The 17,866-nt window shown below is 61.6% G+C and carries 16 protein-coding genes and 1 pseudogene; 10 read left to right on the forward strand and 7 right to left on the reverse strand.

Going from position 1 to position 17,866, the window contains the following annotated elements:
• The 3 genes and pseudogenes from QIW53_RS02975 to QIW53_RS02985 all read left to right on the forward strand — a co-directional run.
• Positions 1 to 282 (forward strand): annotated as a pseudogene (locus QIW53_RS02975) (hypothetical protein); the annotation flags it as partial.
• 176 nt (positions 283 to 458) lie between these two features.
• The gene (locus QIW53_RS02980; RefSeq protein WP_371048204.1) at positions 459 to 2,027 is read left to right on the forward strand and encodes a sensor histidine kinase; all 1,569 of its coding nucleotides are present in this window, start codon (positions 459 to 461) and stop codon (positions 2,025 to 2,027) included.
• A gap of 75 nt (positions 2,028 to 2,102) precedes the next feature.
• Positions 2,103 to 3,119: a GlxA family transcriptional regulator gene (locus QIW53_RS02985; protein ID WP_371048205.1), complete on the forward strand. Its 1,017-nt coding sequence runs from the start codon at positions 2,103 to 2,105 to the stop codon at positions 3,117 to 3,119.
• Here QIW53_RS02985 and QIW53_RS02990 read toward each other — a convergent pair.
• The gene (locus tag QIW53_RS02990; protein WP_371048206.1) at positions 3,111 to 4,556 is read right to left on the reverse strand and encodes a mechanosensitive ion channel domain-containing protein; all 1,446 of its coding nucleotides are present in this window, start codon (positions 4,554 to 4,556) and stop codon (positions 3,111 to 3,113) included. The genes QIW53_RS02985 and QIW53_RS02990 overlap by 9 nt on opposite strands.
• 27 nt (positions 4,557 to 4,583) lie before the next feature.
• Positions 4,584 to 5,546 (reverse strand): LysR family transcriptional regulator, encoded by a 963-nt coding sequence (locus QIW53_RS02995; RefSeq protein WP_371048207.1) that lies wholly within the window; start codon positions 5,544 to 5,546, stop codon positions 4,584 to 4,586.
• A 328-nt stretch (positions 5,547 to 5,874) separates the two neighbouring features.
• Here QIW53_RS02995 and QIW53_RS03000 point away from each other — a divergent pair, with 328 nt between their 5' ends.
• The 7 genes from QIW53_RS03000 (at position 5,875) to QIW53_RS03030 (ending at position 11,889) form a co-directional block, all read left to right on the forward strand.
• Positions 5,875 to 7,422: a sensor histidine kinase gene (locus QIW53_RS03000; protein WP_371048208.1), complete on the forward strand. Its 1,548-nt coding sequence runs from the start codon at positions 5,875 to 5,877 to the stop codon at positions 7,420 to 7,422.
• Positions 7,423 to 7,457: 35 nt separating this feature from the next.
• Positions 7,458 to 8,108 carry a response regulator transcription factor gene (locus tag QIW53_RS03005; protein WP_371048209.1) on the forward strand — a complete coding sequence of 217 codons (651 nt, stop codon included), beginning with the start codon at positions 7,458 to 7,460 and terminating at the stop codon, positions 8,106 to 8,108.
• Positions 8,109 to 8,212: 104 nt separating this feature from the next.
• Positions 8,213 to 8,587 (forward strand): response regulator transcription factor, encoded by a 375-nt coding sequence (locus QIW53_RS03010; RefSeq protein WP_371048210.1) that lies wholly within the window; start codon positions 8,213 to 8,215, stop codon positions 8,585 to 8,587.
• 239 nt (positions 8,588 to 8,826) lie between these two features.
• Positions 8,827 to 10,032: an NAD(P)/FAD-dependent oxidoreductase gene (locus tag QIW53_RS03015; RefSeq protein ID WP_371048211.1), complete on the forward strand. Its 1,206-nt coding sequence runs from the start codon at positions 8,827 to 8,829 to the stop codon at positions 10,030 to 10,032.
• A 90-nt stretch (positions 10,033 to 10,122) separates the two neighbouring features.
• Positions 10,123 to 10,383, forward strand: a complete 261-nt coding sequence (locus QIW53_RS03020; protein WP_371048212.1) for a transmembrane sensor/regulator PpyR — start codon at positions 10,123 to 10,125, stop codon at positions 10,381 to 10,383.
• Between the two features lie 273 nt (positions 10,384 to 10,656).
• Complete coding sequence (locus QIW53_RS03025; RefSeq protein ID WP_371048213.1) at positions 10,657 to 11,328, forward strand: class I SAM-dependent methyltransferase; 672 nt, start codon at positions 10,657 to 10,659, stop codon at positions 11,326 to 11,328.
• Between the two features lie 150 nt (positions 11,329 to 11,478).
• Entirely contained in the window at positions 11,479 to 11,889 is a 411-nt protein-coding gene (locus QIW53_RS03030) for a helix-turn-helix transcriptional regulator (RefSeq protein ID WP_371048214.1), read from the forward strand.
• 10 nt (positions 11,890 to 11,899) lie between these two features.
• Here QIW53_RS03030 and QIW53_RS03035 read toward each other — a convergent pair whose 3' ends face one another.
• The 5 genes from QIW53_RS03035 to QIW53_RS03055 form a co-directional block, all read right to left on the reverse strand.
• The gene (locus tag QIW53_RS03035) at positions 11,900 to 12,847 is read right to left on the reverse strand and encodes a helix-turn-helix transcriptional regulator (RefSeq protein WP_371048215.1); all 948 of its coding nucleotides are present in this window, start codon (positions 12,845 to 12,847) and stop codon (positions 11,900 to 11,902) included.
• A gap of 132 nt (positions 12,848 to 12,979) precedes the next feature.
• Positions 12,980 to 13,528: a cysteine hydrolase family protein gene (locus QIW53_RS03040; RefSeq protein ID WP_371048437.1), complete on the reverse strand. Its 549-nt coding sequence runs from the start codon at positions 13,526 to 13,528 to the stop codon at positions 12,980 to 12,982.
• An 87-nt stretch (positions 13,529 to 13,615) separates the two neighbouring features.
• Positions 13,616 to 15,079: a catalase gene (locus QIW53_RS03045; RefSeq protein ID WP_371048216.1), complete on the reverse strand. Its 1,464-nt coding sequence runs from the start codon at positions 15,077 to 15,079 to the stop codon at positions 13,616 to 13,618.
• A 157-nt stretch (positions 15,080 to 15,236) separates the two neighbouring features.
• Positions 15,237 to 16,592 (reverse strand): dicarboxylate/amino acid:cation symporter, encoded by a 1,356-nt coding sequence (locus tag QIW53_RS03050; protein ID WP_371048217.1) that lies wholly within the window; start codon positions 16,590 to 16,592, stop codon positions 15,237 to 15,239.
• Between the two features lie 102 nt (positions 16,593 to 16,694).
• A complete protein-coding gene (locus QIW53_RS03055; protein WP_371048218.1) occupies positions 16,695 to 17,750 on the reverse strand; it encodes a tartrate dehydrogenase in 1,056 nt (351 codons plus the stop codon).
• Positions 17,751 to 17,866: the final 116 nt, after the last annotated feature.

A 17,866-nucleotide genomic window follows, 5' to 3' on the forward strand; every position in this document is an offset into this window, starting at 1 on the left:
GATCGCCTGATCGAACGCCGTGTGGCCGAAGGCGGCTCCGATCGCCTGATCGAACGCCGTGTGGCCGAAGGCGGCTCTGATCGCCTGATCGAGCGCCGTGTGGCCGAAGGCGGCTCGGATCGCCTGATTGAACGTCGCGTGGCCGAAGGCGGCTCGGATCGCCTGATCGAGCGACGCGTGGCCGAAGGCGGCTCGGATCGCCTGATCGAACGCCGTGTGGCGGCGATCGATAACCCCTACGGCTCAGGCATGAGCATCCCTACCCACTTTTCCATGGACTGATACCGGTCATCAGGAACCGACCTGAATGTCAGGCACTTGCGCGGACAAACCACCCGTTTTGGCAACTCCTTCCAAAGTGGGTCTTGGCGCTCTTCGATTGAAGAGCGCATTTTTTATCAAGCTCCCGGCATCTTTTTTAACGTGACAACCCACTCCCACTCAGAGAGCCAAACCTGATGCTGACCCGACTGTGCAAACGTTTTCTGGCGTCAGACCGGCTGGCGTTCATCGCCTCTCTTTCAGCGGCTATGACCATCTCCGGCATCAACATCATGCTAGATTCGGATGTTGCGCACGCGGTGCTCTACATCACGCTCCTGTTCATGTCGGCGCATGTTTTTTCCATCCGGATCGTTCTCATCGTGGCGCTCTTTTGTTTTGCGCTGATCACCGGTGGTTTTATCGTTGAGTACTTCTACGAGTCGACGGGGAGCATTGCCGGCTACATCAGATGCGTCGTCTCCCTGGTCACCATCACCTTGTTGACGCTGCGCAGCAAATGGTCAACCGATGAACTGCGGCGCAACGAAGCCTTCATGAGCGGCGCCCAGCGCCTGAGCCGCACCGGCAGCATCGGCTTGCGCTTCGATCGCGGCCGCTGCAAGGAGATCCACTGGTCCGAGGAAGCCTTTCGCATTTTTGGTTATCCGCGAGACGTGGAACCGTCCCTGGCGCTGATGACGGCCCGGACTCACCCCGATGACCGCCGGCATTCAGAAAGACTGTTGGCCCGTCTGGCCGAAGGCGAACTGGAAATAGAGCTTGAGCGGCGTTTGCTGATGCCAGATGGGGCGGTGCGCCATTTGCAGGTGGTGATCAATGCCATCGACCCCGCCAGCAAACCTGACAGCCGGGAGTATGTCGTGGCGCTGATGGACATCACCGCCACACGCAAGGCCGAGGAAGCACTGCTGGATTCCCAGGCGCAACTGGCGCACGTCACGCGAATGACGTCGCTGGGAGAACTCGCCGCCTCCATCGCCCATGAGGTGAATCAACCCTTGGCGGCGATCGTGGCCAGTGGAGAGTCCTGCCTGCGCTGGATCGAGCGCAACGAGCCCAATCTGGAAGAAGCGAAGCTTTCCGTGCGGCGCATCATTCACAGCTCCCAGCGGGCCAATGAAATCATCACCGGAGTGCGGGCGCTCTCGAAAAAATGCGTACCGCAGCGTCAGGAACAAGTGTTCGACACCCTCGTGCGCGACACCCTGTTGCTGATTCAGTATGAGCTCAGCCATCAGCATGTACAGTTGCAACTGACACTCGAGGCGGGAAGCGCGCGCTTCATCGGCGACCGGGTACAACTGCAACAAGTCATCATCAACCTGATCATGAATGCATGCCAGGCGATGGGCGAGTCGGCAACCAGCGCGCGGTCGCTGGTGATCCGCACGTGGGTCGCAGGCAGCGACGTATCGATAGCGTTCGAGGACAACGGGCCAGGCATCGATGATTGCCAGCTGGCGTCCTTGTTCAATCCGTTCTACACCACCAAGGCCGAGGGCCTGGGCATGGGCTTGTCGATTTGCCGTTCGATCATTGAGTGTCATGAAGGAAAAATCTGGGCAACCAGTCAAAAAGGCCAAGGCGCGACTTTCATCTTCGTTTTGCCATTGGCAACACCCACGGCTTCCGTATCCAGTTCGCTCGCCGTGCAGCCAGCACCCTCCTCCCTTCCAGCCACCGACAAGACCGAGGCGGCTTGCAGCACTCGATTTGACACTCCGCTTGTCACTCATGGTTGACAAGTATTGCGCGCACGGTAGTTTCACCTGCGCCCACCCATCGCCAAGGCTGGCGTAATAGAGTCTGACGCCAACATGAATTCAATCGCTCACCGTGCTGACGTTCCCACTGGCCTGCAACAACCGCGTACGGTGGTTTTTCTGGCCTATCCACAGATGGGTCTGCTGGACCTGACCGGCGCGCAGACCGTGTTCTGGGCGGCCACCAAAGCCATGGCCGAACGCGGCTTGCCCGGGTACGAAGTGCACACGGCCAGCCTCGAAGGCGGATTGATCACCACGGCCGAAGGGTTGACCGTACACACCACGACCCTGGGCGCTTTCACTGATCGCCCACTGGATACACTGATCGTGCCGGGTGCGCCGAACATTGCCCAGGCGATGATCGACGAGGTCGCGCTGGTCGACTGGCTACGCGAAGCCTCGGCCAACGCCAGACGCACGGCGTCGGTCTGCAGCGGTACGTTCCTGATGGCCCAGGCGGGCTTGCTGAACGGCTTGCGTGCAGCCACCCATTGGGCGATGTGCGACATGCTCAAGAACGGATTCCCGACCGTCGATGTCGACATCGACGCCATTTTCATCCAGCAAGGCGCCGTCTGGACCTCGGCGGGGGTGAGCACCGGTATCGACATGTCGCTGGCGCTGGTCGAGGCCGATTGCGGTCGCGAGGTGGCCCTGACGGTGGCCCGGGAGCTGGTGGTTTACCTCAAGCGCCCTGGCGGCCAGGCGCAATTCAGTCAATTGCTGCAGTCGCAAATGGATGACGGCGGAACCTTCGACGATCTGCATCTGTGGATCAGCGCGAACCTGAGCGATGCCAACCTGACCGTCGAAGCGCTGGCCCGGCAGGCGCAGATGAGCCCGCGTAACTTCTCCCGGGTCTACAAACGCAAGATCGGACGCACGCCGGCCAAGGCCCTGGAACTGTTTCGCATGGAGGCGGCGCGGCGGATGCTCGAGGACTCCGAGCGAAACATCGACCAGGTCGCACAGTTATGCGGGTTTGGCGATGAGGAGCGCATGCGCTACACCTTCCACCGCCACCTGTCGGTCTCGCCGCGCGAATACCGCAGCCGGTTTTCACGCTGAGGGTTCACGCTTCTTTTGCAGCCAGGCGAGGAAACCACCACGCTTGGCGCTGACCGGTTTTTTCGCCACGACCGCTTCGCGAATCTCTTCGCGCTGGTGCACCAGGTTGTCCAGCGCGAGGTGCAGATCGCTCGACGGCTCCAGTTGCGCACCCAGCAGACCGCGCTCGATGCGAAACAGCCGGCCGCTGGTCAAACTGCGGAACTCGCCTCGCGAGTGCGCCTCGGCCAGAATGCCCTCTTCGCCCAGCACCTCCCCCGGCCCCATGCGCCCCGCTTCCACCAGGCGTTCCCCATCGTGGATCGACACCGACACCACGCCCGTACTGAGAATCATCAGGCAATCGGCGACTTCGCCGAAGGCCAGCAGCACTTCATTGGCCTGGTAGTCCACAGGGGTCATGTGCCCGGCCAGTCGGTCACGCTCTTCAATACCGAGCGAGCGGAACACCCGCACGTCTTCTAGCAGACGTCGCGGCCGACTCCAGGCCTGGATACCCGGCGCAAGGCCCCAACTGATACCCGAGGCTTCGAGGTGACGATGGGCCAGGTCGAACATCAGGTTGCGCACTTCGGTCTTGTGCGACAGCGACGCGATGTAGCCTTTGAGTTCGTACTCGTTGTATTCCAGGTGCGAGCTCTTCACCGACACCTTGGGCGTGAAGCCCGGGAGCAAGGCGCGGGTCCCTTGCAGGGCTTTCTCCAGCGCATCAATGGCCCGTCGGGGCCGCACGTTGCTGGGAATCGCCATCAGCACACTCACGCCGTGGGCATTGCCCGGTCGGCTCAGATTGAGGATCTTGGCTTTGGCCGCCAACGAGTTGGGGACCACCGCCATGCTGCCCAGGCTGGTCAGCAGATGCGTCGAACGCCAATCGATTTCCACCACCCGGCCCTCGACGCCATCGATGGCAATCCAGTCATCCACTTCATAAGGCTTGGTGGTGTTGAGCACGATGCCGGAGAACACATCGCTCAAGGTGCTCTGCAACGCCAGGCCGACGACGATCGCCATCGCCCCCGAGGTCGCCAGCAATCCCTTGACCGGCAGTTGCAAGACGTAAGCGGCAGCCCCGACGACGGCCATCAGGAAAATCGCCGCGCCCATCACGTCATGCAATAGCCGTGCGGTGTGCCCGCCGCGAGAGGTCAGGCCATGGCCCAGCACCACCGTCAGCGTTCTCGCCGCGAACAGCCACCAGGCGATCCCGACAATCGTCGCCATCAGGTTGAGAATCGCGTCCTCGGGCCACAACGGTGGCTGCAAGGGGCTGATGCCCGCAGCGGTCAACACCCAGCAGAACGCAGCGAAGACGGCGACCCGTGAACACATGCGCAGCACCGGCCGGTCAACGCCCAGCCAGCGCCAGAGAGACAGGTCCACCATCACCAGGACGGCCGCGATGATCAAGGGGTGAACGAGGAAAAACGTCAGCATGTTTGATTCCCGGCAGTCTGCTTCGGATCAGGCATAGGATGGAATACGTGTCTGGACAGGTATCTGGCGCACAGCCGGCATCTGCTGCTCGGCCAGCAGCGCGCTGCAGCGTGAACGCAGCCAGCGCTCGGCCGGGTCGTCATGGGTCGCCCCGCGCCAGACCATCGACAGTTCCTGGTGCGGCAGTTCCAACGGCGCCGGTTCGGCTCGCACCCCTTCGATCATCGCCATGGAGCGAGCGATGTAGTCCGGAACGATGGCAATCATGTCGCTGTCGGCCAGCAGCATCGGCAAGGCGCTGAACTGCGGCACCGTCAGCACCACCTTGCGCTGGCGGCCGATTTGACTGAGCGCGTGATCCGCCTCCTCACTGACATTGCCCATCGAGGACACGACGGCGTGCGGGCGACGGCAAAAGTCGTCCAGCCCCATTTCGCCGGGTTGCCCATCGGCGCGCAGCAGCATCGGGCGAATGGGCCGCAGTGCCTTGCGCCGCGCGTTGGCCGGCAAGTCCAGGGTGTGGCTGATGCCCAGGGTGATTTCCCCGGAGGTCAGCAGTTGTGGCATCTGCCAGTGGTCCGCACGCCGCACCACCAGCGTCAGGTTCGGCGCCTCCACCCGCAGGTGGCGCAACAACGAGGGCAGCAGTGCGTACTCGACATCGTCCGAGAGGCCGACATGAAAAGTAGCCTCGCTGGTGGCGGGATCGAACGCCTGGCAGCGACTCAAGGCCGCCGCGATACCGTCCAGCGCCGGCGCCAGGTTGGAGAAAATTTCCTCGGCACGTGAAGTAGGCTCCATGACCCGCCCGGAGCGAATGAACAGTGGATCATCGAACATCAGCCGCAGACGCCCGAGGGCACTGCTGATGGTCGGTTGACCGAGAAACAGCTTCTCGCCGACACGACTGACATTACGCTCGTGCATCATCGACTCGAAGACCACCAGCAGGTTGATGTCAGCTCGACGCAGATCATTTCTGTTCATCATGGAAACCGCCCGGCGATTAGGCCATTGAAGTAGGAAAGCAGGCGTGCCACCTCGCCCCTTCAGCAATCCGGAGCAACGATGCGCGGTGTATGAACAGGTTAAGCAGTTGGCCGGCAAACGTATGTCGTACCTGAGGTCAGCGGACTCATCCATGGGGTCTGCCGTTACATACCTGAGTATGGGAGGTTTACCGAATCGACCGGGGTAGAGGCCTTGCGAAAGCGCCTTGGCCGTTTTTCAGGGTTTTATGTCCTATCAGATGAGAACCATTGCTTTTAGGATAGGTCTCGATGCTCCGTCCCCCCGCTATCAGATGTGCAGGGCCACAATGAAAAACAACCGGTCTGCCGATGCGCGCAAAATACCTGCCTTTTTCTTCAACCTCTTCGCGGGAGCACCACGCGCCTCCAGGCCCAATGGCATTGACCCTTTCATCAACATCAGGCCAACGCCGTGGGTGAACGCGCTGGGCTGGATGGTCGGCCTGGTGGTGGCCACTGGTATCCTGGTGATCAACTCCCAGACCTCCACCGACATTGCGCCAACGATCCTCTACATCACCCTGCTGTTGATGGCCGCGAACCTGTTTTCGATCAACGTGGTGATCTCCATTGCGTTGATGTGCATGCTGCTGCTGACGGTGACCTACCTGTTCAACGGCGGCTACACCCATTGGGATTCGACCACCAGTTTTTTCCGCTGCCTGACGGCGCTGTCGGCCATCACGTTCCTGGCGCTGCGCAGCAAATATGCAGCGCAGCAACTGCACCACAATGAACTGTACCTGCTCGGTGCCCAGCGCTTGAGCCAAACCGGGAGCATTGGCTTCTGCGGTGCAGGAAACGCCATGTCCTGGTCGGAGCAATCATCGCGGATCTTCGAGTTCCCACCGGGCGTGTTGCCGACCGCCGACATGGTTCGGGCACGTACTCATCCTGACGATCTGGAGCTGGTCGATGAAGTGTTCGTCAAAGCGGCACGCCATGAGCCACTGATCGAAATCAAGCATCGACTGCTGTTCGCCGATGGCCGCATCAAGCACGTGCACATGATCGCCAGCCCATTGTTCGCGCGCCACGACCGCTGCGAATACATTGGCGCGCTGATGGACGTCACCGCCAGCAAGGAAGCCGAGACAGCCCTGGTCAGCGCACACGCGCAACTGGCGCATGTTTCGCGCGTCACATCACTGGGCGAGCTCGCGGCGTCTATTGCCCACGAAGTGAACCAGCCCCTGACCGCGATCACCAGCAGCGGCGAAGCCTGCCGCCGCTGGCTCGACCGACCGCAGCCAGACTTGCCCGAAGCCCTGCAATCGCTCGACCGGATCGTCGCCAGCGCGTGTCGAGCCAGCGATGTCATCGGCAGGATCAAGGCCCTGTCGCGCAAGTGCGACCCGCTGCTTCAGCACGAATCGGTCAACGACATCGTCAGCGAGACACTCGGCCTGGTGCAGCAGGAGCTTTCCCATCACCGGATCACATTGAAGGTGGAACTGCTGGCACGTTCAGACCAGGTCAATGTGGACCGCGTGCAACTGCAGCAAGTCATCATCAACCTGATCATCAATGCCTGCCATGCCATGGAAGGTGTCAGCGCGTGTGACCGGGTGCTGCATGTGCGCACCTGGATCGTCAACGGCACCGCCGTGGTGGAAGTCGCCGATCAGGGCTCGGGCATCGCCTCCGACGTCTTGCCCGCCTTGTTCACCCCGTTCTTCACCACCAAGGAGAGCGGACTGGGCATGGGGCTGTCGATCTGCCGCTCGATCATCACCTTCCATGACGGGCGGATATGGGCCACCAGCAGTCTCGGCCGGGGTGCGTCATTCAAGTTCGCGCTACCGGTGGTACGCACTGACGTCGCCGATGCATGACCCTCTTTAAGGAACCCGCACTGTATGGAACTGCGATGAACGAACAGCACCCGATGAACAAAGTCGTCAACAATGAGCCACTGGTCTTCATCGTCGATGACGACGCCCCATTGCGCGAGGCGCTCGGCAGCCTGCTGCGCTCGATCGGTTTGCAGGTGGAGCTGTTTGGCTCGGTCGCCGAATTCATGAGCTTCACCCGCCCCGACATCCCGAGCTGCCTGGTGCTCGACGTGCGGCTCCAAGGCACCAGCGGGCTGGATTTTCAACATGAACTGGTGGCCGCCAACATCAACCTGCCGATCGTGTTCATGACCGGTCATGGCGATATCGCCATGACGGTGCGGGCCATGAAGGCCGGCGCGGTGGACTTCCTGGCCAAGCCGTTTCGCGAACAGGATCTGATCGATGCAGTGTCCGCCGCTCACGTGCGCGACAAATTGCGCCGAGAATCCGAACGGGGCAATGATGAACTGCGCAGCCGCTATGCGACGCTGACGCCCCGTGAGCAAACCGTGATGTCGCTGGCCGCCTCAGGCTTGATGAACAAGCAGATTGCCGGGGAAATCGGCCTGAGTGAAATCACGGTCAAGATTCATCGCGGCCAGGCGATGCGCAAGATGTTCGCGCGCTCGTTCGCCGACCTGGTGCGCATGGCCCAGGCACTTGGGCTCGATCAGCCACAGTAAGGCCTGTATACGCACGTATAGTATGACCCGCGACTGGACAGCGTATCTTGCGGTAATGGCGGGCGCCCTCGATGGGCCACCCTGCATTTGCTCAGGTATGGAAAATGTCCCTCACCGCTGTTGTTTCCGTCGTCGACGATGACGAGTCCGTGCGCATTGCGCTCGACAGTCTGTTGCGTTCCAGCGGCTATACGGTGCGTGTCTATCCTGACGCTGAAGCCTTTCTCGATTCCAGCGGGCCGCTGGACACCCATTGCCTGATCTCCGATATCCAGATGCCCGGCCTGTCGGGCATTCAGCTGTATGACGAGTTGTCCGCCAGGGGCCTGCGGATCCCGGTGATCTTCATCACCGGGTACCAGGGCTCCCCACCCCAGGTCTGCGCCGCGTCTCCCAAACCGGTTGCCTACTTTCCAAAACCCTTCTCCTGCGCCGAGCTGATCGCCTGCATCGAAGGCGTGCTCGTTGGCCAGGCCTGAGCGGATCACCCGCTCCTTTTAATACCTTGGTATATCCGCCTCACACTTAGACATGTCGGCACTGACCCTTTGTAGAAGTGTTCTGCCGGCACCTGCCCGATAGCATTCCCTACAGCGAATCGAACCGGAACAGTCCTGCACTTGCCCAGGCAAGCCATGCACTTGCAACCCGCCAGGACACGGTCGCGCTTGAACAGACAACCCGTTAAACGATCGTTTTTTTCTTCAGGAGTCTTCCGATGAAACAGCAAATTCTAGTTATTGGTGCAGGGTTTGGTGGTGTCTGGAGCGCGTTGAGCGCCGCCCGTCTGTTGGACAAGCATGACCGTAACGACGTACAGATCACCCTGCTCGCGCCACAAGCCGAACTGCGCATCCGCCCGCGCTTCTACGAGCCGGAAGTGCACACCATGATGGCCCCGCTGGGCGATCTGTTCGACGCCGTGGGCGTGAAATTCGTCAAGGGCACCGCCGACAACATCGATACCGCCAACAAGCAGGTCAGCTACAGCGACGTGTTCGGCACCCAGGGCACGCTGAGCTATGACCGCCTGGTCCTGGCCGCCGGCAGCCGCCTGGTTCGCCCGGCGGCCCTGCAAGGCATCAACGAACACGCATTCGACGTCGATGAAATCGAATCGGCCGCCCGTCTCGAAGCCCACATCAAGGCCTTGAAGAACCAGCCAAGCAGCCCGGCTCGCAACACCGTCGTCGTCTGCGGCGGTGGTTTCACCGGGATCGAAACCGCGACCGAAATGCCGGCGCGCCTGCGTGCCGCGCTGGGCGACGACGCAGCGATCCGTGTGATTGTGGTCGATCGTGCGCCGACCCCGGGGGCGTCGCTGGGCGAAGGTATCGGCCCATCGCTGATCGAAGCCTCGGAACACCTGGGTGTCGAGTGGGTGCTCAATGCTTCGGTCGCGGCCGTAGACGCTGGCGGCGTGACACTGGCTGACGGCCAACGCATCGAATCCAACACCGTGATCTGGACCGTGGGTTTCCGCGCCAGCCCGCTCACCGAACAAGTGACCGGCACCCGTGATCCGCAGGGTCGTCTGCACGTTGATGGCAACCTCAAGGTGCTCGGCCATGCCGATGTCTACGCCGCTGGCGACACCGCGTACGCCGCCACCGATGACCTGGGCAACTACGCTGCCATGTCCTGCCAGCACGCCATTGCGCTGGGCCGTTATGCCGGCAACAACGTTGCGGCGGACCTGCTGGGCGTCGAACCGACCCCTTACAGCCAGCCCAAATACGTGACCTGCCTGGACCTGGGTGCCTGGGGCGCGGTCTTCACCGAAGGCTGGGACCGCCAGGTCAAGCTGGTCAGGAAAGAAGCCAAGGACCTCAAGACCCAGATCAACACCGTTTGGATCTACCCACCGGCGGCCGATCGCGCCACGGCCCTGGCGGCGGCCGATCCATCAATTCCGGTGGCCTGAGTCGTAAAGCGCGCCCACGGCAATGGGAGCTGTCAGGCCCCTTGCCGTGAGCACTCGATCTGCCGAGCGTCCAGCGCCAGGGGCTTCGACATGTTTGATTTTTTCGACAATCCGCAGCACGTGTTGAAGTTGTCCCATCTGCTGCTGGTTGGCGGGCTGTTCATGTTGATCGCCGGGATCATTCTGGCGTACGGACTGGACGCCTACCTGAACCTGCCGCAACTGGTCTGCGCCCACGCCTTGACCATCCTCGGCCCGACCGCGATCAAGCTGGGCTACGTGATGCGCCTGCTGTCCTTCAATCGGTTGCGCCTGCAAGGGCTCGGGCCCGTCAACGGCGCTGCTGCCTGATGTAAAGCGGTTCGGCGGTCACCTGGCCGAACCGGCACTTCCCAAAAGCCCGCCACGCATTTTTTGTGGCGGGCTTTTTTTATGTGCGCACGGCCTCCGCGCTCCCCTGCAGGAGCGAGCAAGCTCGCGATGGTCGTCAACGATGACGTGGGCTGCCTGAATGCCCGCGGTGCCCGGGCGTTTTTCGCGAGCAGGCTCGCTCCCACAGATGTTTGCGTTCCGCCATGGATTTCTGGCCTATCCTGTGCCCAATACCCGCCACCGGACATCATCATGAGCGATCCCGAATCCGCCCTGCTTGAAAGCTGGCAGCGCAACGCCCAAGCCTGGATCGAGGCGGTGCGCGGTGGCGCCATCGACAGCCGCGTACAGGTCACCGATCAGGCGATCCTGCTGGCGATAATGGGTCGACAGCCGACGCGTGCCCTCGACCTCGGCTGCGGTGAAGGCTGGTTGTTGCGGGCGCTGGCCGATCGCGGCATCGCGGCGCACGGGGTGGATGGCGACCCGACGCTGGTCGAGGCGGCTCGGGCGGCGGGCTCCTCGCCAGTGTATCTGGCCACCTACGAGCAGCTCGCGGAGGCGGCCGTCGATGTGGGCAGCGACTACGACCTGATCTGCGCCAACTTCGCCCTCCTGCACCAGGACATCATCCCGCTGCTGACGGCGATGAACGCCCTGCTCGTCCCGGGCGGGACACTGCTGATCCAGACGCTGCACCCCTGGGCCGTCGCCGGCGGCGATTACCAGGATGGCTGGCGCGAGGAGACCTTCAACGCTTTCCAGGGCCAATGGCAACCCATGCCGTGGTACATGCGCACCCTTTCAAGCTGGATCAATGCGCTGGACATGGCCGGCTTCCGGCTGGCCGGCCTGCAGGAGCCGCAGCACCCGCAAAGCGCCCTGCCGCAGTCGTTGCTGTTGGTTGCCGAACAGCACCGGTAAGCCGACAGGCCCCGCTCATCCATCCGGCAAACTCGAAGCGGCAATGACCGAACGGTGGCTGAAGTGGATGAATTTGCCTGTTTTACGTAGTGCGAGTACCGGGTTGGGGCGAATCTGAGTGACCTGAGCGCGTCCTGAAAGCAGATTGAAATGATCAAGCCCCCGGCCCCGCCATCGAGTCCGACCCTTGTACCCACCACGGAGGCGGGCCAGTGGCAGCGGGCGCAGCGCCGGGCCAATGTCACCCGCGTGCTGGAACTGCTGCAACGCGACGACGAACAACCGATCCGGCTATCCGAACTGTGCCGCCAGGCCGGCGTCAGCGAACGCACCTTGCGCTCGATCTTCAAGCAAGTGTTCGGTGTCGGGCCCCAGCGCTATCTGCACGTTCGCCGCCTGCACCGGGTACGGGCGGCGCTGTCGATTGCCAACCCGCACACCGAGACAGTCAACCGTATTGCCCAGCGCTTCGGCTTTTCCGACCCCGGCCGCATGGCGGCCGATTACCAGCGGCTGTTTGGCGAGTACCCCAGCGCTACCCTGATGCGCTCAATGGCCTGAACCGAGTCGCTCAGACGTGCCTCAACGCCTTGGCCGCTTTCAGCGATTGCGCCGGCAACACGCCGAAGTACTGACGATACAGGCTGGCGAACCGGCCAAAGTCCCATACGCCGTAGCGCGCACAAATACTGGTGATCGTGTCCTGCGCAGCGGCGTGGCGGATGGCGTTTCGCATGCCGTGCAGGCGGCGGATCATCAGGTAGCGGTGCGGGCTCATGCCCAGGTATTCGTTGAAGACGTTGCGCACCGTGCGTTCCGAGGTACAGGTCGCGCGGCAGATGTCTTCGATATAGACGGGCCGATTCTCCAACGTGTCCAGCAACTCGAGTGCACGCCTGAGGATTTCCTTGTGATCGCGATGGTGTCGCGGTGCAGCCTGCAACGGGTCGACCGGCAACAGCACACGAAACACCACGTCCATCACTTCCCGGCGCGCGGCCTCCTCCCCACTCTCGGTGTGCAGTTCAGCAGGTGCATTGGCTTCGATCTGAAACAGACGACGGGCCAGCCACAACAACGGGCCTGGGTTGCGTCGGACATTGCTGACCATGTTGCGATGCAACACGGAAAAGTCGAACTCATCTTCACGCACTGCGGCCCAGCGCAACACCCGCTCGCACGACATGGCCACCGTCAGCCAACTGGCCGGGCTCTTCGCGTTGATATGGAACATGGCATTGGGCACCATCCAGCCGATGCTTCGGCGATTGAAGGCATGGCCGTCCACTGCGGTGAACTCATGCCCGGTCAGGGGCAGGAAGATGTTGAAATAGCCCTGCAGGCCGACGCCGGTATACACCGTTCCGGCGCCTTCACGGCCGCTCATCAGCGCCACGCCGTTGAGGTCGACCACATTGAGTTGCCAGTCCCGTTGTTGCCGTGTGCGCAGCACGTAGCGGCCCTGCACCCCGTACAGCGCTTCCTCGAATTCATCGAACTCCGGGCAGACCAGTTGCATGGGCGCACCTCACTGACCTCGAACAGTTGCGGCAGCCTCCATGCCGGACGAGTCCAGCCAGACAGCATAGACCACGCCTTCGGCAGGTCGATGAACGCCCATGACCGTCCATCGCCCGCCCTGTCGCGAGGCTCAGCGTTCCAGGTACTCCGAGGTGGAGATGACGGGCGCGTAACCGAAACTCAGCGCCGCCATGAACGCGGCGTGCACCTGCGCGGCCGGCACCTTGACCCCGTTGAATTCCAGATCCAGGGTCGCGCAGGCATCGTGGAGCACAGTGGTGGTATAGCCAAAATCCACCGAAGCGCGTGTCATGCCGTCCACGCACATGTGGCTCATGTTGCCGACCACCACGACTTCGTTGATTTCATGCCGGTCGAGAATCGCCTTGAGTTCGGTTTCGCGAAACGAGTTGATGTAATGCTTGAGCACCACCGGCTCGTCGCTGCGGTTCTTCGCACTGTCGTGGATTTGCGCGCCTTCGCTGCCCGGACGGAAGAATGGCGCGTTATCGTCCTTGAACTCATGACGGATGTGCACCACCAGGTCGCCCTGCTCGCGAAACCGGTCGATGACCCGAGCGGCTTGCGCGGCAGCGGCCTCGACGTTGGAGAGCGTCCACCTGCCACCTGGAAAATAGTCATTTTGGATATCAACGACCACCAAAGCCTTCTTGTTCAAACCATTGCCCATGATCTTGCTCCCGCTGAGGTTGACGAATGAGGCGCCCGGCGGCCGGGTCCTTCCGGCCAGCCGCACGCCCCGGATTCAGTTGCTCGCCAGAGCCGACGTCTCCAGCGCCATGCCCAGCGCTCTGGCCACCCCGGCGCCGTAGGCCGGGTCCGCCTTGGCGCAGTTGGCGATGTGCCGCTGCTTGATCATCGTCGGTGCATCGCCCATCGCCCGCGCGGTGTTGTCGAACAGCACCTGCTGTTGCGCTGGCGTCATGAGGCGGAACAGGTTGCCGGGTTGTTCGTAGTGATCCTCGACGATGCTTTGATCCCAATGGCCGGCATCGCCTTCCAGGGGTAATAACGGCTCGTGCAGCTGTCGATGGTCCTGCCACTCGCCAAAGCTGTTGGGGTAATAGGACAGCGTCGACCCCAGGTTACCGTCGGTGCGCATGGCGCCGTCCCGGTGATAGCTGTGGAAACGACAACGCGGGGCGTTGACCGGGATGTGATTGAAATTCACCCCGAGGCGATAACGCTGGGCATCGCCATAGGAAAACAGGCGAGCCTGGAGCATCTTGTCCGGCGAAAAACCCACGCCCGGGACGACATTGGCAGGCGAAAACGCCGCCTGTTCGACTTCGGCAAAATGGTTAACGGGATTGCGGTTCAGTTGCAGGATGCCCACTTCCTGCAACGGGAAGTCGGCATGGGGCCAGACCTTCGTCAGGTCGAACGGATTATGCCGATGCGTGCGAGCCTGATCTTCAGTCATGGTCTGGATGCACAGCTTCCAGCTCGGAAACTCCTGGCGTTCGATGCATTCATACAGATCCCGCAAATGGCTTTCCCGATCACCGCCGACAACGTCTGCCGCTTCACCGTCGCTCAGGTTGGTGATTGCCTGCTGGCACACGAAATGAAACTTGGTCCAGACCCGTTCGTTGCGCTCGTTGATCAGGCTGAAGGTATGGCTGCCGAAACCGTGCATGTGCCGGTAACTGGCGGGAATGCCCCGGTCACTCATGACGATCGTCACCTGGTGCAACGCTTCGGGCAGCAGCGTCCAGAAATCCCAGTTGTTGGTCGCCGAACGCAGCCCGGTGCGCGGGTCGCGCTTGACCACATGGTTGAGGTCGGGAAACCGCAGAGGATCGCGGAAGAAAAACACCGGCGTGTTGTTGCCGACGATGTCCCAGTTGCCCTCATCGGTGTACAGCTTCACGGCGAAGCCACGGATATCACGCTCGGCATCGGCGGCACCGCGCTCTCCCGCCACGGTGGAAAAACGCACGAAGGCCGGGGTCTGTTTCCCGACCTCGGCAAACAGGCTGGCCTTGCAGTGGCGGCGGATGTTTGCGGTGACGGTAAAGGTGCCGTAAGCGCCGGCACCCTTGGCATGCATGCGCCGCTCGGGAATCACTTCCCGGTCGAAATGCGCCAGTTTTTCCAGCAACCAGATATCCTGCAGCAACGCCGGGCCACGGGGTCCGGCGGTCTGGCTGTTGAGATTGTCGACCACCGGGGCGCCGGTGGCATGGGTGAGATTCTTGTCGTTCATCAGGGCGACCTCTCGGGGCACTTGCGCAACCATTCATCCCGATCACCCCGCAGCGAAGGCTGGGTGACCGAGCGCATGATCGGTAAATGCCCCGTCGAGAACTACGTAAAAACGGCAAACTGTCCGGTCGCCCCGCTGAACAGTGCCGTCGGTGCCTCTAGGCCCGGGATGCCTTTTTCAGGCTGGGCAGCGCAGGCCCCTCTTCCATCGCCGAATGAACGAACATGGGCTCGACCTGAACCGCCGCGCTGTTCGGCTCTTCGATTTCACCTTTCAGCGCGCGGTTCAGTTTGACCTCGTCCAGCGCCCCGACCCATTTGGCAATGGCCAGGGTGCCGACGCCATTGCCGATGGTGTTGGTGATTGCCCGAGCTTCCGACATGAACCGGTCGACCCCCAGCAGCAAGACCATGCCCGCGACCGGAATGGTGCCCAGTGACGACAGGGTTGCCGCCAGGATAATGAACCCTGAGCCGGTGACACCTGCCGAGCCTTTGGAGGTAAACATCAGCACCGCCAGCACGATCAGTTGATCGGTCAGGGTCAAGGGCGTGTTGGTGGCCTGGGCAATGAAGATGGCGGCGATGGTGTAGTAGATCGCCTGCCCGTCCGGATTGAAGGTCAGGCCCGAAGGAATGATCATGCCGGCCACGGGTTTGGACACCCCGGCCTTTTCCATCTTGGAAATCATCTGCGGCAACACCGACTCCGAAGAGCTGGTGCCCAGCACGGTGAACAGCTCCTCCTTGATGAACTTCAGGAATTTCCACAGGCTGAATCCGCTGTAGCGGCAGATCGGCCCGAGCACGAAAATCACGAACACCGCGCAGGTCAGGTACACGCAGGCCATCAGTTTGCCGAGCGAGAACAGTGAACCGAAACCGTATTTGCCGATGGTGAAGGCGATGGCGCCGAATGCACCGATCGGAGCCAGGCGCATGACCATATTGACGATGCGAAACATGCCCTGCATCAGGCTATCGAGCGTATCGACCAACGCTTTGCCGCGCGGGCCGACATGCGCCAGGGCGATGCCGAGCAAGATGGAAAACAGCAGGATCTGCAGGACGTTGCCCTTGGCGAACGCATCGACGATGGTGTCCGGGATGATGTTCATGACGAAATCCATGAACGATGCGTGTTTCACCGCCGAGGTGTAGGTGGCCAGGCTGGAGGTGTCGAGGGTGGCGACGTCGATGTTCATGCCAGCGCCGGGCTTGAACACATCGACCACCAGCAGGCCGACCACCAGCGCCAGGGTCGACACCACTTCGAAATAGAGCAACGCGCGAAAGCCCACGCGGCCCAGTTCCTTCATGTTTTCCATGCGGGCAATGCCTGTGACCACGGTCAGGAAGATGACCGGTGCGAGGAGCATCTTGATCAGCTTGATGAAGGCATCGCCCAGGGGTTTGAGGGCCGCGCCGGTTTCGGGAACGAATACGCCGACGACAGCGCCAAGGATGACGGCGATCAGTACTTGTACGTAAAGCTTGCCAAATATTCTTTTCATGACAGGGCCCTGATTTTTTATTGTTGTCAGGAAATGCCCAGGGGCCAGGTCAGGCGACCTGCCCCGGGGCGTTGTGCCGCAGCTTGAATCGTTGGTAGCGGATCAGCGGTTGATCAACGCGATGACTGCCTCCGTGATCTGGCGCGTCGTGGCGTTACCGCCGAGATCAGGGGTATGCAAACCGCTTTCGGTCACCGCCTCGATCGCCGACATCAACTGCTTGGCGGCTGCTTTTTCGCCCAGGTGTTCCAGCATCATGGCCGCCGTCCAGAACGTTGCGATCGGGTTGGCGACGCCTTTGCCGGTGATGTCGAAGGCCGAACCGTGAATCGGCTCGAACATCGACGGGAACTGGCGTGACGGGTTGAGGTTGGCGGTCGGCGCGATCCCCAGGCTGCCGGACAGGGCCGCCGCCAGGTCGGAGAGGATGTCGGCGTGCAGGTTGGTGGCAACGATCACGTCGAGGGTGGAGGGCTTGAGCACCATGCGCGTCGTCACCGCGTCGACCAGTTCCTTGTCGATCCTGACGTCCGGAAAATCCTTGGCCACTTCGTAGAAAATCTCGTCCCACAGCACCATGCCGTGCCGCTGGGCGTTGGACTTGGTCACCATGGTCAGATGCTTGCGTGGACGGCTTTGCGCCAGTTCGAAGGCGAAGCGGTGGATGCGTTCAACCCCGGCACGGGTGAACACCGAGACTTCAGTGGCAACTTCTTCCGGCAGGCCACGGTGCACCCGACCGCCGTTGCCGGAGTACTCACCTTCGGAGTTCTCCCGCACGACCACCCAATCGATCTGATCGCCGTTGTGCAGCGGGCTTTTCACCCCCGGCAGCACCCGTGCCGGACGCACGTTGGCGTATTGATCGAAACCCTGGCAGATCGGCAAGCGCAGGCCCCAGAGGGAAATGTGATCCGGTACGTTGAGCGCGCCCACCGCCCCGAAGAAGATAGCGTCGAAGGTCTTCAGTTCCTCCAGGCCGCCCTCTGGGATGTAAAAGCCGTTCTTGAGGTAGTTGTCCGAATTCCAGTCAAAATGTTTGAAATCCATCTGGAAGCCGGATTTTTTCGACAAGGCCTGCAGCACCTCGACACCGGCGGCAATTACTTCGACACCGATGCCGTCACCTGGAACCGCTGCAATTGTGTATGCGCTCATGCTCAACTCCACTCTCTTGACGTTCTTGTTTTACCTGTCGAACGGGCTGTTCAAGCAGGGTGTGAGCGGAGTATATGTAGTGAAGAAATAGGTGTGAGTTACTCAAAATCACTACA

The sequence above is a fragment of the Pseudomonas fluorescens genome, assembly GCF_041354075.1.
Taxonomy (GTDB): domain Bacteria; phylum Pseudomonadota; class Gammaproteobacteria; order Pseudomonadales; family Pseudomonadaceae; genus Aquipseudomonas; species Aquipseudomonas fluorescens_CE.